We start from the raw sequence: 15596 nt of genomic DNA, 5'->3' as shown, positions 1-15596 counted from the left end.
CGAAAACGCAATCGCGGCCCGCGCCTGAGCGCGGACCGCTGTTGCTCTCGAACCGGGCTTCCGGTCGGATCAATAGGCGCTGAGGCCAGTGCCCTTGTAGACCTTGTCGAACTCAGCCTTCACCGCCTCGTTCTGATAGGAGGCGACCAACGTCTTCACCCAGGCCTCGTTTTCATTGCCGACCTTCACCGCGATGAAGTTGCGGTACGGATTGTCGGCGATCGGTTCCTGCGCGATGCGGTTTTCTGGCGACAGGCCGCTTTTTAGCGCCCAGTCGGTGTTGACCACGGCCGCATCGAGATCCTCGACCGAGCGGCCGACAATACCGGCGTCGAGCTCCTTGATCACCACCTTCTTCGCGTTCTCGGCGATGTCGGCGGTGGTGGCCAGAATGCCGGTGCCGTCCTTCAACTTGATCACGCCCTCATTCTGCAGCACGCGCAGCGCCCGGCCTTCATTGGAAGGGTCGTTCGGCACGCCGATCACCGCGCCCTCGGGCAGGTCGGCGACCTCTTTGTACTTCTTCGAGTAGAGGCCGATCGGCCAGACGCCGGTATAGCCGACGCGCACGATGTGGTAGCCCTGCGTCTTGATCTGGTTGTCGAGATAGGGCTGGTGCTGGAAAGCGTTGGCATCGATCTCGCCGCGCTCGAGCGCCTCGTTGGGTTGGGTGTAGTCGTTGAACACCACGGTCTCGATGGCGAGGCCCTTTTCGGCCGCCTGGGTGACGACGACGCGCCAGACATCCTCGTCCTCGCCGCTGATGATACCGACCTTGATCGCCTTCTTGTCCTCGGCGAGCGACGTGTTCGGCGCCATCAGGCTGCCGATCGCGACGGCCGATGCGAACAGCAGAGCAAGGCCGCTGCGCCGGTTGACGGTTGACCAAAGGGAAGATGGCAAAGTGTTCTTGAAGTCGGACATGATTGATCTCTGCGGTTGTGAAGTCATGGCAGCCAGGCGGATTGCCTAGCCTTGGTCACATCATCAGAAATTCTATCGATTATATCAAAGAACGTGTTTCGCCGTTCTCGTCCAAGCCGGGAATATTCTCTCAAAAATTTCAAGGACGAGAGCACAAGACGCCATCGGATCGACTGCGGCGAGCTGCGCTGCGATGCGGTGGTCTCGGGACGACAGTCAGATTCTCAGGCCACCCAAGAGGTCCTCAAAGCGCGATCCAGGCCGTCTTGAGTTCCAGATATTTCTCCAAAGCGTGCAGCGACTTGTCGCGGCCGAAGCCGGACTGCTTGACGCCGCCGAGCGGCACGGTGATGTCGGCGCCGCCATAGGTGTTGACGTGGACGACGCCGGCATTGATGGCGCGCACCATGCGATGCGCGGTGGAGAGGTTGGCGGTCCAAACCGCCGAGGCAAGCCCGTAGACGGTCGAATTGGCAAGGCGCACCGCCTCCTCCTCGGTCTCGAAGCGCATGACGCCGAGTACCGGCCCGAACACCTCCTCGCGCGCCAGCTGCATGCCTTGCGTGACATTCTCGAAGATGGTCGGCGCCATGTAGCTGCCGCCGGTCTCAGTCAGGATTCGTTCGCCGCCGGTGACGAGACGGGCGCCTTCTTCCGTGGCCCTGGTGACGAAGCTGAGATTCTTGTTCAGCTGTTCGGCGCTCGACACGGCGCCGACGTCGCTGGTGAGATCGAGCGGGTCGCCGACCTTCAGCCGCGTGGTTGCCTGGAGAAGTTCATCCATGAAGCGGTCATAGACCGGCGCCTGGACGAGGAGGCGCGAGCCCGCGACGCAGACCTGGCCGGAATTGCGGAAGATGCCATTGGCCGAGACGACCGCCGCCTGCTTCAGGTCCGGGGCGTCGGCAAAGACGATGTTGGGCGACTTGCCGCCGAGTTCGAGGAAGACGCGCTTCAGATTGGAGCGCGCGGAATATTCGAGCAGCCGCCGGCCGACCGGTCCCGAGCCGGTGAAGGCGATGGCGTCGATATCCATGTGCAGGCCGAGCGCCGCGCCGGTGACCGAACCACGCCCGGTGACGACGTTGAGCACGCCGGCGGGAAGCCCGGCCTCGCTGGCGAGTTCCGCCAGCCGCAGCAGCGTCAGCGAAGCGATCTCCGGCGGCTTGACCACCACGCAATTGCCGGCGGCCAGAGCTGGTGCGATCTTCCAGGCGCCGATCATCAGCGGAAAATTCCACGGCACGATGATGCCGACGACACCGAGCGGCTCCTTGTGGATCAGCCCGAGCACAGTGTCGGCTGTCGGTGCGATCTCGCCATAGACCTTGTCGATCGCTTCGGCATAGTGGCGGATGGTGCCGGCCGCCGAGAGCGGTTCGGCCTTGTAGGCCATGCCGATCTCGGTGCCGTTGTCGCGCACGCCGAGCACGGCGAGTTCGTCGGCATGCTTTTCGACTAGCTCGGCGAACCGCGTCAGCACCTTCTTGCGAAAGGCCGGTGCCGAGCGCGACCACGCCCCCTTCTCGAACGCCCTGCGCGCCGACTTTACCGCACGATCGATGTCGGCGGCGTTGCCGTCGGCGATGCTGGCGAAAGGCCGGCCGTCGATCGGCGATGTCACCGTCAGGCTTGCACCTTCCGTGCCCTCGGTCGGTGCGCCATCGATGAACAGGCCCCGCGCGCCGATCTCGATCGTGCGCAGCGCGTCGATGGCATTCTGACTGATCATTGTGCTCTCACCTCAAGGAAACATGCAGGAGAGCGGCGTAACCCGCCCCCTTGCTTTTCTCAATCTCTCAGCGGTTGGCCGAGGTTTTCGAAGGCTGTGGGATCGCGGCTCTTCAGCGCGCTGGCCAGCAGCAGTCCGACGACAGCCGCAATCAGCACCAGCCCGGGCAGGAACACGCCGAGGACGCCGCTGGCACCCGACAGGCCGCCGAAATTGATGACGATCAGGTAGATGATGACGACGAAAGCGATGAAGGTCAGCCCGGGCAGGATGGTGGTCTTCAGCGCGTTCTCCTGGGCCGGGTTGGCGCGGAAGAACATCACCACGGCGAGCGACGCCACCGCCATCATCACGATGACGCCGAGCGTCGCGACATTGGTCAGCCACGAAAACAGCGCCAGCACCGGATCGAGGCCAAGCACGGCGAACAGCCCGACGACGACGGCGGCGAGCACGCTCTGGATGACGGAGGCGACATGCGGGCTCTGGTGCACGGAATGCGTCACGCCGATCGTCTGCGGCAACAGCTTCTCGCGGCCCGAGACATAGATGTAGCGGGCCACCGCATTATGGAACGCCAGCACGCCGGCAAACAGGCTCGACACGAACAGGATGCTCATCGCCTGCGACAGCATCGTTCCGGCGTAGCGATCGGACAGGCCGAACAGGAAGGTCGTCGGATCCGGCAAGCCCTGCAGCGTCGGCAGCAATTTGTCGACACCGGCGCCGACAGCCATCAGCCATGCCGTGAGCATGTAGAAGACGCCGATCAGCAGGACGGAGAAATAGGTCGCGCGCGGAACCGTGACCTCGGGGTCGCGGGCTTCCTCGGCATAGATGGTCGTCGCCTCGAAACCGATGAAGGCGGCGAAGCAGAACAGGATGGCGATGGCCGGTGCGCCTGACGTGATCTGGCTCCAGCTGAACGGCGCCGCCGACAGGCCGCTGTCGCCACCGGTCTTGAGGATGGCGATGTCGAGGACCAGCACCACCAGATATTCGCACAGCACCAGCACCGTCAGGATCTTGGCCGACAGATCGACCTGGCGATAGCCGAGCACGGCGACCAGCGCGATGGCGATGAAGCTCCACACCCACCAGGGCAAATTGATGCCCCAGCCGGCGAACAGGCCGGCGGTTGCGGCACCGAGCAGGCCCATGACGCCGATCTGCATGGCATTGTAGGACAGGATGGCGATCAGCGCCGTGGCGCCGCCGGCCAGGCCGCCCAGCCCGCGTGCCGCATAGGCGTAGAAGGCGCCGGCATTGCCGACATGGCGCGACATGGTGACATAGCCGACCGCGAACAGCAGCAGCAGGATGGTGACGACGAGATAGGTGCCGGCAAAGCCGGCGCCATTGCCCATCAGCATGCCGAGCGGCGTGCCGCCGGCGACCGCGGTAAGGGGTGCCGCCGCCGAAATCACCATGAAGGTGATGGCGCCGACGCCAAGACTGTTCTTGCGCAGCCTGTTGGCCGGCGCCTGTTCCGAAACTGCTGACATTGGTCCCTCCTATTTGCCGGCCGAATGGCCTGTCCCATGCACTCTGGTGGTCGGTTCATTATTTGAACCATTATTTTGAATATAGACTTGCAAACAAAGCCGATGCCTGTCAAGTTAATTCACACGTTAATTGATTGTCCCGCGCTGGGAGGCAAATTTGGGTACGGTCGGAAAAGCGATCTCACTTCTGGAGCAGTTCACCGTCGACGAGCCCGAGCTCGGCCTGTCCGATCTGGCGCGCCGCTCGGGCTTCGACAAGGCGACGACGCGGCGGTTGCTGATGGCGTTGACCGGCCACGGTTTCGTCGAGCAGGATACCGGCACGCGGCACTATCGCCTCGGCGCTGGCCTGTCGCGGCTGGCGCGCATCCGTGAAGCCCGCTTTCCCTTCCTGCAGACGGCGGTTCCCCTGGTGCGGGATCTCGCGGCATCGACGGCCGAGACCGTGCATCTGTCGGAATTCGGCGTCGAAACGCTGGTCACTGTCCATGTCGAACATCCGGCACGGGCAAACCGGGTCAATGTCGATATCGGCCAGCTTCTGCCGCTGCATTCGACCGCTTCCGGCATCGCCTATCTGGCCTTCGCCCGCGACGAGACCGTCAAGGCATGCCTGGCGGGTGCGCTCGACGCCTTCACGGCGCATACGCTGGTCGAACCGGAGGCCATTTCCAGATCCGTGGGCGAGACGCGCGATCGCGGCTATTCGATCTGCGACCAGGGTTTCGAGGAAGGTGTCATCAGCGTCGCGGCGGCAATCCGTGCGGCTGACGGCTTTGCGCTCGGCACGATCGCGGTGGCCGCGCCGAAGGCCAGGACAACGGCTGCGGCGATCACGGAACGGGGACTTGCGGTGATGGAAGCGGCACGGGAGATTTCGGTGCGCCTCAACGGCGACAATTTGCAAACCCTAAGGAGGCAGGCGTGATGTCTGCAGAGACGGCAACGGCGCCCCGCATCCTGGTCATCGGCACCGGAGACACCAAGGCCGACGAGCTGCGGTTCATGAAGCAGTGCATCGAGGCATCGGGTGGCAGCGCCGTGATGATGGATGTCAGCGTGCTGGGCGACCCGCCCTACAGCCCGGATCACGACAAGCATGCCGTTGCCCGCGCCGTGGATGTGACGATCGAAGAAATCGTCTCGAGCGGCGACGAGAACACCGCCATGACGCTGATGGCCGGCGGCGCCGTGCAACTGGCGCGCAAGCTCCATCAAAACGGCGAGATCGATGCCTTCATCGCCATTGGCGGCTCGATGGGGACCGACCTGGCTCTCGACGTGGCGCTGTGCCTGCCGCTCGGCGTGCCGAAATTCGTCGTCTCGACCATCGCCTATTCGCACCTCGTCCCGCCCGAGCGTGTCGCGCCCGACCTGATGATGATCCTGTGGGCGGGTGGACTGTACGGCCTCAACAGCATCTGCAAGCTGGTCCTGTCGCAGGCCTGCGGCGCGGTTGTCGGCGCGGCCAGGATCGCGCTTGCGTCACGCGCCACGACTCCCGCCATCGGGCCGACCATCGGCATGACCTCGCTCGGCAGCAGTTGCCTGCGCTACATGAAGACGCTGAAGCCGGCGCTGGAGCAGCGCGGCTATGACGTTGCCGTCTTCCACACCACCGGAATGGGCGGCCGCGCCTTCGAATCGATCGCCGGACAGGGGCATTTCTGCGCGGTGTTCGACTTCAGCCTGCAGGAAATCACCAACCATCTCGCCGGCTCCGTCGTCAGTTCTGGCGCCGACCGGCTGGAGAATGCCGGCGCCCGCGGCATTCCGCAGATCGCCGCGCCCGGCGCCGTCGACATGGTCGACCTGCCGACCTGGCAGGATTTGCCGGCTAAATTCTCTGCGCGGCCGTTTCATGCCCACAACAGGCTGATCGGTTCGGTCACCGTCGATGCCGACGACCGCCGCCAGGTTGCCAGAACCATTGCCGCCAAGCTCGGCGCGGCAAAAGGGCGATCAGCCTTCATCCTGCCTACCGGCGGCATCCAGGAGTGGGATACGCAGGGCGAACCGCTCTATGAACCCGAAGCCTTGGCCGCCTTCGTCGATGAAATGCGCAAGGCCATTCCCACGCGGGTCGAGTTCCACGAGATCGACGCCCACATCAACAGCGACGACTTCGTCGGCAAGGCGCTCGAGATATTCGATCGCTGGGTCGAGGAAGGCATCATCCCGCGCGGCATGCCGGTCAAAGGAGTGGCCGCGTGAGCGCTCTGCCGGCCCAGGCGCTTGTCCTCGATTTCGGCGGCGTCGTCACCCGGACGCTGTTCGAGACCCACACCTTGACCGAACAGGCGCTCGGCCTCATCGAGGGGACGCTGCAATGGCGCGGGCCGTTCGATCCGGACAGCGATCCGCTGTGGCGCGCGATGCAGGCCGACGAGATCAGCGAGCGCGACTATTGGCGCAAGCGCACCCGTGAGGTTGGCCGTTTGGTCGGCGAGGACTGGCAGGCGATGGAAACCTTCGTCCAGCGGGCGCGCGGTGCGGAGCCGGAAAAGGTGGTGCGGCCCGAAGCCGACAGCGCCATCCGCGCTGTCTATGCAGCCGGTTTTCGGCTGGCGATCCTGTCCAACGAACTCGACCTCTTCTACGGCGCTGATTTCCGCCGGCGGCTGCCGCTGCTTGGCCTGTTCGATACAATCGTCGACGCCACCTATACCGGCATCCTCAAGCCCGACCCGCGTGCCTATGCCTACGTCACCGAAGCGCTCGGCCTGCCTGCCGGTGCTTGCGTCTTCGTCGATGACCAGCAGCGCAATGTCGATGGCGGCCGTGCCGCCGGCATGCGCACCGTGCATTTCGACGTCGCTCGCCCGGCACTTTCCTATGCCGAGGCCCTCGGCCATTTCGACCTCGTCCCCTGAGACCACTGCGGAGCCTGCCATGCGCGACATCAATTTCCTCACCGAGACGAATGCCAAGCCGATCTGGCACCCGATGGCGCATCCGGCCGAGATGCGGGCCAACCCGCCAAAGGTGATCATGAAGGGCGAGGGCGTGATGGTCACCGACATCGCGGGCAACACCGTGCTCGACGCCGTCGGCGGCCTGTGGAACGTCAATCTCGGCTACAGCAGCGATCCGATCAAGAAGGCGATCGCCGACCAGCTCGGCGCGCTGCCCTACTATTCCGGCTTTCGCGGCACCTCGACCGGCCCGTCGATCGAGCTCGCCTATGAACTCGCTGAATGGTTCGAGCCGGAAGGCATGGTGCGGACCTTCTTCACCTCGGGCGGCTCGGATTCGGTCGAAACCGCACTTCGGCTGGCCAGGCAATACTGGAAGATCCGCGGCCAGGCCGATCGCACCAAGTTCCTTGCCCTGAAGAAGGGCTATCACGGCACGCATTTCGGTGGCGCGTCGGTCAACGGCAACGCCAATTTCCGCCGCAACTACGAGCCGCTGCTGCCTGGTGTCTTTCACATCCCGGCACCCTGGACCTTCCGCAACCCGTTCGACGAGACCGACCCGGTGCGGCTGGCGAAGTTGTGCGCCAGGGCGCTGGAGGACGAGATCGCCTTCCAGGGCGGCGACACAATCGCCGCTTTCATCATGGAGCCGGTGCTCGGTGCCGGCGGCGTCATCGTTCCGCATGAGAGCTTCATGCCGCTGGTGCGCGAGATCTGCGACCGCCACGAGATCCTGCTGATCGCCGACGAAGTGGTCACAGGCTTCGGCCGCACCGGCGCATGGTCGGGTTCGCGTCTGTCCGGTGTGAAGCCGGATTTCATGACCATCGCCAAGGCGATCACGTCAGGCTATTTCCCGCTCGGCGCGACCTTGATCGGCGCCAAGGTCGCGGACGTCTTCGAGGCCGACAAGACCAGCTTCGGCGCCATCGGCCATGGCTATACCTATTCCGGCCATCCGGTCGGCTGCGCGGCAGGTCTTGCGGCGCTTGCCGAGACCAAACGGCTGCGCCTGAACGAGAACGCGGCCGCGCGTGGTGTCGAACTCGCGGCCGTGCTGGAAGGGTTGAAGGCCAAGCATGCGATCGTCGGTGATGTCAGGTACAAGGGCCTGATGGCGGCGCTGGAACTGGTCTCGGACCGCGCCACCAAGAAGCCGGCCGACAAGAAGACCATGGCCGTGGTTTCGGAAGCGGCCTACGAAGCCGGCGTCATGCTGCGCGTGTCCGGCAACACCATCATCCTGTCGCCGCCGCTCATCATCAGCGCCGCCGATGTGACGAAGATCGGCGAAGCGCTCGATGCCGGCTTGTCGAAGGTCTGACGGGTCTGCTTTTACAATGGAGTTTTAGGACACAGATGCCCCAATCGCAGGAAAAAATGGGCGAGGAAGCGCTGGTTAGCCGGCGTTCTCGCCTGCTCGGTGCGAAATCGCAATTGTTCTATGACGAGCCCGTGCATCTGGTGCGCGGCAAAGGCGTCTGGCTCTACGATGCCGACCGCCGCAAATATCTCGACGCCTACAACAATGTCGCCCATGTCGGCCACTGCCACCCGCATGTGGTCGAGGCCCTGTGCCGGCAGGCCAGCCTGCTCAACACCCACACGCGCTATCTGCACACCGCCATCCTCAACTATGTCGAGCGGTTGACGGCCACCTTCGACGCTGGCCTGTCCACCGCCATCCTGACCTGCACCGGCAGCGAGGCCAATGACATCGCGCTGCGCATGGCGCAGGCAGCGACCGGCCGCATAGGCATCATCGCCACCGACGCCACCTATCACGGCAACACCACGGCGGTTTCGCAGCTCAGCACCCGCATGCCGCCGGTCGGCGGCCGCGCCCGCAATGTCAGGCTGGTGCCGGCGCCCGATAGGTTTCGCCACCCGGATACGATGGCGAATGGCAAGGCTTTTGGCGACGCGGTGCGCGAAGCCATCGCCTCGCTGGAAAAGGACGGCATCGGCCTGTCCGGCATCATCCTTTGCCCGCTGCTCGCCAATGAAGGTTTTCCTACTCTTCCAAGCGGATTTTTCGACGACGCCTTAGCGGCGGTGCGCGAGGCGGGCGGACTGGTCATCGCCGATGAGGTGCAGCCGGGGTTCGGCCGCACCGGCAGCCATTTCTGGGGCCACCAGCGCGCCGGTTTCGTTCCCGACATCGTCACCATGGGCAAGCCGATGGGCAACGGCCATCCGGTCGCCGCCGTGGTCACATCAAGGGAGATCCTGGCGACCTTCCGCAACGCCTTCCGCTATTTCAACACCTTTGGCGGCAACCCTGTCTCCTGCGCGGTGGCGAATGCCGTCCTCGACGTCATCGAACAGGAAAATCTCGTCGCCAACGCACGCGATGTCGGCGCCTATGCGCTTTGGCTGCTGCGCCCGCTGGCCCAGCGCCATGAATGCATCGGCGAGGTCAGGGGCGCGGGCCTGTTCTTCGGCGCCGAGCTGGTTCACGATCGTGAGACGCGCGAACCGGCGCCCGACATTGCCGAGCGGGTCGCCAACGGCATGCGCCGTCGCGGCGTGCTGATGGGCAAGACCGGCATCCACGGCAATGTGCTGAAAATCCGCCCGCCGATGCCGTTTTCCCGCGACAATGCCGACTTCCTGATCGGCCTGCTCGACGAGGTGCTGGGTGAAGTCGGCGGAGTGAAGGCGTGAACGCTGTTTCCACGCAATCCGAGCCCGAGACGGAAGCGGATGTCACCGCGCTTGCCAGGCGCGCGCTCGAACATTGGGGCATTCATGAGGGTGAGCCGGAGCTGTTGAAATACCGCGAGAACGCGGTGTTTCGCGTCATCTTGCCGACAGGCCAGCCGGCCGCCATGCGCATTCACCGGCTTGGCTATCACTCCGACGCTGCGCTGCGCTCGGAACTGCAATGGATGGGTTTTTTGCAATCCGCCGGCATCGCCACGCCGGCCGGCGACCTGTTCGTGCTCGTCAGCACCGCCACGTCGACGCAGCCCCGGCAGGCCGATTGCCTGAGGTGGCTGGAAGGCCGCGCCGTCGGGGCACGAGGCATACCGCTGGATTTTACGCCCGAGCAGGCAAGACAGGTCTTCACGGCGATAGGGCGAACCATCGCCCACATGCACAATGTCACGTCTACCTGGGCGCCTCCGCCCGGCTTTGCCCGCCATGCCTGGGATTTTGACGGCTTCTTCGGCGCAAACCCGACCTGGGGCCGTTTCGAGACCTCGCCCTTCCTCGACGGTTCCCGCCGCGAGCTGGTTTTCCAGGCACGCGAAAAGGCCGTGAAGGCGCTGTCGGAGCATGAAAGCAGTGCCCGCAATTTCGGCATCATCCACGCCGATCTGGTGCGCGAAAATGTGCTCGTCCATGACGGTGCGATCCGCATCATCGACTTCGACGATTGCGGCTATGGCTGGCACATGTACGACCTTGCCGTTGCGCTGTACCAGAATCGCGAAGAGCCGATCTACCCGCTGATCGAGGCCGCACTGCTCGACGGCTATCGGCAGGCGCGGGCGCTGACCGCGCAGGACATCACCGCGCTGCCGCTGTTTTCGGCCTTGCGGGCCTTCGCCTTCCTCGGCTGGGTGCAGAGCCGTGTCGAAGGCGACATCACCAGGGATGTCGGCATGCGCATGTCGGCCATCGCAGCCGATGTGGTGATTGCCTATCTGCGAGGAGAATAAGGACTGCTGTCCGGGCTGACGATAGAACCGTCAGCTCTTTGCGAAATGGATGCTGACGGTTCCCGAACTGCCGAAATCGGCGACGATGGTGTCGCCGGGCCGCGCCTCGACCGGTCGCACGAACGACCCGGACAAAACAACCTCACCTGCCGCGATCGACATGCCGTAGCGGGCGAGCCTGTCGGCCAGCCAGGCAATGCCCATCGCCGGATGGTTGAGCACGCCGGCGCCGAGTCCGGTTTCCTCGACCTCGGCGTTGCGCGAAACGATGGCGCCGATCCAGCGCATGTCGGCCTCATCGGGCCGCTGCGGCCGGCCGCCGATGACGATGCCGGCATTGGCGGCGTTGTCGGAAATCGTGTCGAAGAAGGTGCGTACTTTCTTCGTCTCCGCATTAACGCGCTCGATCCGCGTATCGAGGATTTCGAGCGCCGGCGTGATGTAGTCGGTGGCGTTGAGCACGTCGAAGATCGTCACGCCGGGGCCCTTGAGCGGCGCCTTCATGACGAAGGCGATCTCCGCCTCGACGCGCGGCTGGATGAAGCGGCCGGCCCGAACCGTCGCGCCGTCGTTGAAGAACATGTCGTCGAACAGCACCCCCGAATCCGGCGTGTCGATGGCGAGCGCATATTGCATTGCCTTGGAGGTCAGCCCGATCTTCCAGCCCTTCGGTTTCAGCCCGGCATCGATCTTGCGCGTCACCAGCGCTGCCTGCACGCAATAGGCGTCCTCCATGGTCGCTTGCGGGTAATCGAGGCTGAGCAGACGGATCTGGCGGCGCGAGCGTTCGGCCTCGAACAATCTTGCCGCGGCGTCTTCCACTTGCTCCGGGGTCATTGCACTGCCTCGTCGACGACACCGTTTCTGAGCACGCCGATGCCGTCGGCCTCCACCTCGATCACATCGCCCGGCTTCAGCCAGATCGGCGGCTCGAAACGGGCGCCTGCACCCGTCGGCGTGCCCGTGATGATGATATCGCCCGGCACCAGCGTGGTGAAGGTCGAGACATAGGCGATAATCTTGCGGAACGAGAAGATCATCCGGCTGGTGCGATCCTGCTGGCGCAACTCGCCGTTGACGCGGGTGGTCAGCGCGATGTCGGCGATCTGCGCCTCATCTATGAACGGCACCAGCCAAGGGCCGATCGAGCCGCTGCGGTCGAAATTCTTGCCTTGCGTGACGTTGAACTTGGCATGCCGCACCCAGTCGCGGATGGTGCCCTCATTGCACAACGACAGCGCCGCGATATGGCCGAGCGCGTCGGCCTCGGCAATGCGCCGGCCGGCCTTGCCGATGACGATGACGATTTCACCCTCATAGTCGAGCTGCGGGGATTCCGGCGGCCGCACCAGCGGCGCGCCATGGCCGACGAACGAGCGGGGAAAGCGGACGAACAGCGACGGATTGGAGGGCGCCGCCTGGCCGTCCTTGTACTCCTCGTTGCGGTCCGGGTAGTTGACGCCGACGCAGATGATCTTTTCCGGTGACGGAATGGGAATCTCGTAGGCGATGGCGTCGAGCGGGAAATCGGCGGCGAAGGCCTCCGCCTCTTCCGTAAGTCGCAGCAAGGCGCCAGCCTCGATCACTTCGCGCAGCGTCGGCCATTGGCCGTGGCGCGCCGACAGGTCGACGACGCCCTTGCCGGTCACCGCGCCATAGCGCGCCTTGCCGCCGACGGTGAAGGTGGCGAGCCGCCTATGTCCAGTCATCCGGGTTTCCTCGTAAGGTCCATCGTCACGGCGCAATGATCGGCGATGCCGTCAAATCCGGCTGGCGCGCGGTGGCGCCGGCAAACGAGCTGCCTTCCTCGAACCAGCTTTTCGGCGCCGGCGCGCCCCACAGCGTCTGCCGCTGCGGGTCCTTGAGATCCCACTTGATCGGCTCCAGGTCCGGATCGACGGTCTGGTAATCCGAACAGTAGATCTCGATGCGGTGGTTGTCCGGATCACGGACATACAGGAAGAAGGCATTGGAGATGCCGTGCCGGCCGGGGCCGCGTTCGATGTTTGCGAGATAACCGGTCGTCGCCATCAGATCGAGCAGGTCGATGATGTTGAGCGGCGTCGGCACCCAGAAGGCGACGTGGTGCAGGCGTGGTCCGATGCCGTTGGTGAAGGCGATGTCGTGCACGCCGCCCTTGCGGTGCGTCCACGCCGCCCACAGCTTTCCGGTTGCAGCATCCTCGGTGTATTCGGTCACCCGGAAGCCGAGCTCGTTGTAGAAGGCGACGGACTCGTCGACATTGGGCGAGAAGCAGTTGAAGTGGTCGATGCGCAGCGGCTTGACGCCCTTGTAGAGCACATACTTCTGGTGGATCGGTGGCAATCGTTCCATCTGGGCGTAGAATTCCAGCGGAATGCCGTGCGGATCGCGCGTGCGGAAGGTGCGCGACTGGTAGGGCCGCTCGACCCATTCCACCGGCAGGCCTTCACCCTTGAAGAAATGCACCGCCTTGTCGAGGTCCTCGTCCGAGAAGACCTTGAAGCCGAGGTCGCGCGCCTCGGCGGCGCCGGCTTTCTTCAGCACGATGCAATGGTGCCCGCGCTCCTCCAGTGCCCTGAGATAGATGGTGTCCGATGTCTCGTCGGTGACCTGCAGGCCGAGCGTATCGACATAGAAGGCGCGGGATTTGGCGAGGTCGGTGACGGCCAGCTCGACATGGCTGAGGCGCACGATGTTGAAGCCGGGGTAGAGATTGGGCTTGGGCAAGGGCATCTGATTTCCTCCGGTCAGCCGCCGAGTTTCTGGATCGCGTGCGCCGTCGTCGCAAAGGCTACGTTCTTCGTCTCCATGTAGAAATCGAAGGAATGGTCGCCGCCGTCGCGGCCGATGCCGGAATTCTTGACGCCGCCGAACGGGGTCGGCAAATGGCGCACATTCTCGGAATTGACCCAGATCATGCCGGCATCCAGCGCGTCGGTGAAGCGAAACGCGCGGGTGACATCCGAGGTCCAGAGATAGCCGGTCAGGCCGTATTGCGTGTCGTTGGCCAGTGCCAGTGCCTCGGCCTCGTCTTTGAACGGAATGGCGCTCAGCACCGGCCCGAAAATCTCCTCCTGCGCGATCCGCATGCCGTTGGTAACGTTGGTGAACAGCGTCGGGCCGACATAGCAGCCGCCGCCCGGCCCATCGACCTTGCCGCCGCCGACGGCGAGCGTCGCGCCCTCCGACCTGCCGATGTCGATATAGGAAAGCACCTTCTTTTCATGCACCGGATGGATCAGCGGCCCTACCACCGTTTTCGGATCGAGCGGGTGACCGACGACGATGCGCTTTGCCTTCTCGGCAATTTTGGCGGTGAAGCGCTCATAGACCGAGGTTTCGACCAGCAGGCGCGACGACGAGGTGCAGCGTTCGCCGTTCAACGAATAGATCATGAACACGGCGGCGTCGGCGGCGCGCTCGAGATCGGCGTCGGCAAAGACGATCACCGGGTTCTTGCCGCCAAGCTCGAAATGCACGCGCTTCAGCGTGTCGGCCCCCTGCTTCATGATCATCGAGCCGGTACGGCTTTCGCCGACAAAGCCGATCGCCTTGATGTCGGGATGCTCGGTCAGCGCCTTGCCGGCATCTTCACCCAGGCCGTTGACCAGGTTCCATACACCTTTCGGCAGGCCGGCTTCCTCGGCGATCTCGACCAGCAGGCGGGCGGTCAGCGGTGAGAATTCAGCCGGCTTATGAACCACGGTGCAGCCGGCCGCCAGCGCCGGTGCGATCTTCCAGGTCGACAGCATGAACGGCGTGTTCCACGGCGTGATGATGCCGACCGGGCCGATCGGCACCCGTGTGGTCAGGTTGACCTGGCCAGATGTCCGAAGCGTCTCGCCGTCGCGCGCTTCGGGCGCCCGGTCGGCGAAGAAGCGGAAATTCTCGGCACCCCGCAACGCCGCCTTGGCCATGAACTTCAGCGCCTGGCCGGTATCCATGCATTCGACGAAGGCGATCTCCTCGGCGCGCGCTTCGATCGCGTCGGCGATTTTGTGCAGCAGCTTCTTGCGCGCTTCGCCAGGCATCGCGGCCCAGGCCGGGAACGCCGCCTTGGCCGCCTTGGCGGCGCGGTCGATGTCGGCGGCTCCGCCACGCGCGACCTTGGCTAGTGGCTTGAGGTCGACCGGCGACAGCGTTTCGAACGTCGCGCCGTCGAGCGCCGGCACCGCCTCGCCGCCGATCTGGTTCAACACGCCATCGCGCTTGAAGCGGGCCAGATAGGCCTCGGCCTTGTTCAGATTGCCTTGCAGGTCGGACATATCGGGTTCCGTCACTTGCCGCGCAGCCGCGGGTGGATTGCGTTTTTCTTCCAGCTCAGCACCGGGTCGATTTCCCGGATCTCGAGCGACAAAGCGAAATGCGGGGTCTCGAACAGCGCGGCCAGATAGTCGCTCACCGCCGCGAAGACGGCCTCGCCGGTCCGCTTCTTTTCGTCAGGGCTGCGGCCGGTGCCGATGCGAAACGACATGTCGAGAAAGGCGTTTTCCGGCAGGCCGTCGGCAAGGGCATAGGCCTCGGCGCGAAAGGCCCGCACCCGCACGGCGCCGGTCTCGAACAGCCCGGTCTCCAGCACGGTGCGCAACACCAGCGCGCACAATTCGCCCATATCGACCTTGGCATCGAGATTGGCCGAATACTCGATGGAGAAGTGAGGCACGGCGCTTCGTTCCCTGGGTTATTGCTTTGTTGTAGTTAACGCGTTAATTACATGCGATATCCGCGAAGTCAAGTCTTGCATCGGGCTTGGCGCAACGATACGGGGATGGCAGGAACGGGCCTTGGCGGGTGGATTCGGCTGAGAGAAGGCCTGGTTTCGATCGCACGCCAGCGTGGGAGGCTCTTTTTCTTGCTGCCTGAAAAC

Annotated in this window: 14 protein-coding genes; 6 read left to right on the top strand and 8 right to left on the bottom strand. The window is 64.3% G+C overall.

The genetic code is table 11. The features are described 5' to 3' along the window. Positions 1 to 69: 69 nt before the first annotated feature. The 3 genes from ACZ89F_RS31710 to ACZ89F_RS31700 form a co-directional block, all read right to left on the bottom strand. Positions 70 to 924: a MetQ/NlpA family lipoprotein gene (locus ACZ89F_RS31710; protein ID WP_476096102.1), complete on the bottom strand. Its 855-nt coding sequence runs from the start codon at positions 922 to 924 to the stop codon at positions 70 to 72. Positions 925 to 1168: 244 nt separating this feature from the next. Next, positions 1169 to 2656: an aldehyde dehydrogenase gene (locus ACZ89F_RS31705; protein ID WP_476096101.1), complete on the bottom strand. Its 1488-nt coding sequence runs from the start codon at positions 2654 to 2656 to the stop codon at positions 1169 to 1171. 59 nt (positions 2657 to 2715) lie between these two features. Further along, positions 2716 to 4161, bottom strand: coding sequence for an APC family permease (locus ACZ89F_RS31700; protein ID WP_476096100.1), 1446 nt, complete (start codon positions 4159 to 4161; stop codon positions 2716 to 2718). Positions 4162 to 4318: 157 nt separating this feature from the next. On the opposite strand from ACZ89F_RS31700, the gene ACZ89F_RS31695 reads away from it, so the two are divergent. Genes ACZ89F_RS31695 through ACZ89F_RS31670 form a run of 6 tightly spaced genes read left to right on the top strand, consistent with a single transcriptional unit; the run spans position 4319 to position 10747 of the window. After that, positions 4319 to 5089 (top strand): IclR family transcriptional regulator, encoded by a 771-nt coding sequence (locus ACZ89F_RS31695; protein WP_476096099.1) that lies wholly within the window; start codon positions 4319 to 4321, stop codon positions 5087 to 5089. Then, positions 5089 to 6375 carry a Tm-1-like ATP-binding domain-containing protein gene (locus ACZ89F_RS31690; RefSeq protein WP_476096098.1) on the top strand — a complete coding sequence of 429 codons (1287 nt, stop codon included), beginning with the start codon at positions 5089 to 5091 and terminating at the stop codon, positions 6373 to 6375. The genes ACZ89F_RS31695 and ACZ89F_RS31690 overlap by 1 nt, the downstream gene beginning before the upstream one ends. Further along, positions 6372 to 7034: an HAD family hydrolase gene (locus ACZ89F_RS31685; RefSeq protein WP_476096097.1), complete on the top strand. Its 663-nt coding sequence runs from the start codon at positions 6372 to 6374 to the stop codon at positions 7032 to 7034. The genes ACZ89F_RS31690 and ACZ89F_RS31685 overlap by 4 nt, the downstream gene beginning before the upstream one ends. A 19-nt stretch (positions 7035 to 7053) precedes the next feature. After that, complete coding sequence (locus tag ACZ89F_RS31680; RefSeq protein WP_476096096.1) at positions 7054 to 8403, top strand: aminotransferase class III-fold pyridoxal phosphate-dependent enzyme; 1350 nt, start codon at positions 7054 to 7056, stop codon at positions 8401 to 8403. A gap of 35 nt (positions 8404 to 8438) precedes the next feature. Beyond that, positions 8439 to 9746, top strand: coding sequence for an aminotransferase class III-fold pyridoxal phosphate-dependent enzyme (locus ACZ89F_RS31675; protein WP_476096095.1), 1308 nt, complete (start codon positions 8439 to 8441; stop codon positions 9744 to 9746). Then, positions 9743 to 10747 (top strand): phosphotransferase enzyme family protein, encoded by a 1005-nt coding sequence (locus ACZ89F_RS31670; RefSeq protein ID WP_476096094.1) that lies wholly within the window; start codon positions 9743 to 9745, stop codon positions 10745 to 10747. Before ACZ89F_RS31675 ends, ACZ89F_RS31670 begins: the two co-directional genes overlap by 4 nt. Positions 10748 to 10777: 30 nt before the next feature. Here the strand turns inward: ACZ89F_RS31670 and hpaH are convergent, their stop codons facing one another. Genes hpaH through ACZ89F_RS31645 form a run of 5 tightly spaced genes read right to left on the bottom strand, consistent with a single transcriptional unit; the run spans position 10778 to position 15392 of the window. Beyond that, complete coding sequence (gene hpaH / locus ACZ89F_RS31665; RefSeq protein ID WP_476096093.1) at positions 10778 to 11584, bottom strand: 2-oxo-hept-4-ene-1,7-dioate hydratase; 807 nt, start codon at positions 11582 to 11584, stop codon at positions 10778 to 10780. Continuing rightward, a complete protein-coding gene (locus ACZ89F_RS31660) occupies positions 11581 to 12456 on the bottom strand; it encodes a fumarylacetoacetate hydrolase family protein (RefSeq protein WP_476096092.1) in 876 nt (291 codons plus the stop codon). Before ACZ89F_RS31660 ends, hpaH begins: the two co-directional genes overlap by 4 nt. A 25-nt stretch (positions 12457 to 12481) precedes the next feature. Further along, the gene (gene hpaD / locus ACZ89F_RS31655) at positions 12482 to 13462 is read right to left on the bottom strand and encodes a 3,4-dihydroxyphenylacetate 2,3-dioxygenase (RefSeq protein WP_476096091.1); all 981 of its coding nucleotides are present in this window, start codon (positions 13460 to 13462) and stop codon (positions 12482 to 12484) included. A gap of 14 nt (positions 13463 to 13476) precedes the next feature. Then, positions 13477 to 14994, bottom strand: coding sequence for a 5-carboxymethyl-2-hydroxymuconate semialdehyde dehydrogenase (gene hpaE, locus ACZ89F_RS31650; RefSeq protein WP_476096090.1), 1518 nt, complete (start codon positions 14992 to 14994; stop codon positions 13477 to 13479). Positions 14995 to 15005: 11 nt separating this feature from the next. Next, positions 15006 to 15392, bottom strand: a complete 387-nt coding sequence (locus ACZ89F_RS31645) for a 5-carboxymethyl-2-hydroxymuconate isomerase (RefSeq protein ID WP_476096089.1) — start codon at positions 15390 to 15392, stop codon at positions 15006 to 15008. Positions 15393 to 15596: the final 204 nt, after the last annotated feature.

The organism is Mesorhizobium sp. USDA 3734 (genome assembly GCF_056279665.1).
This window is presented reverse-complemented; position numbering and strand designations above follow the sequence as displayed.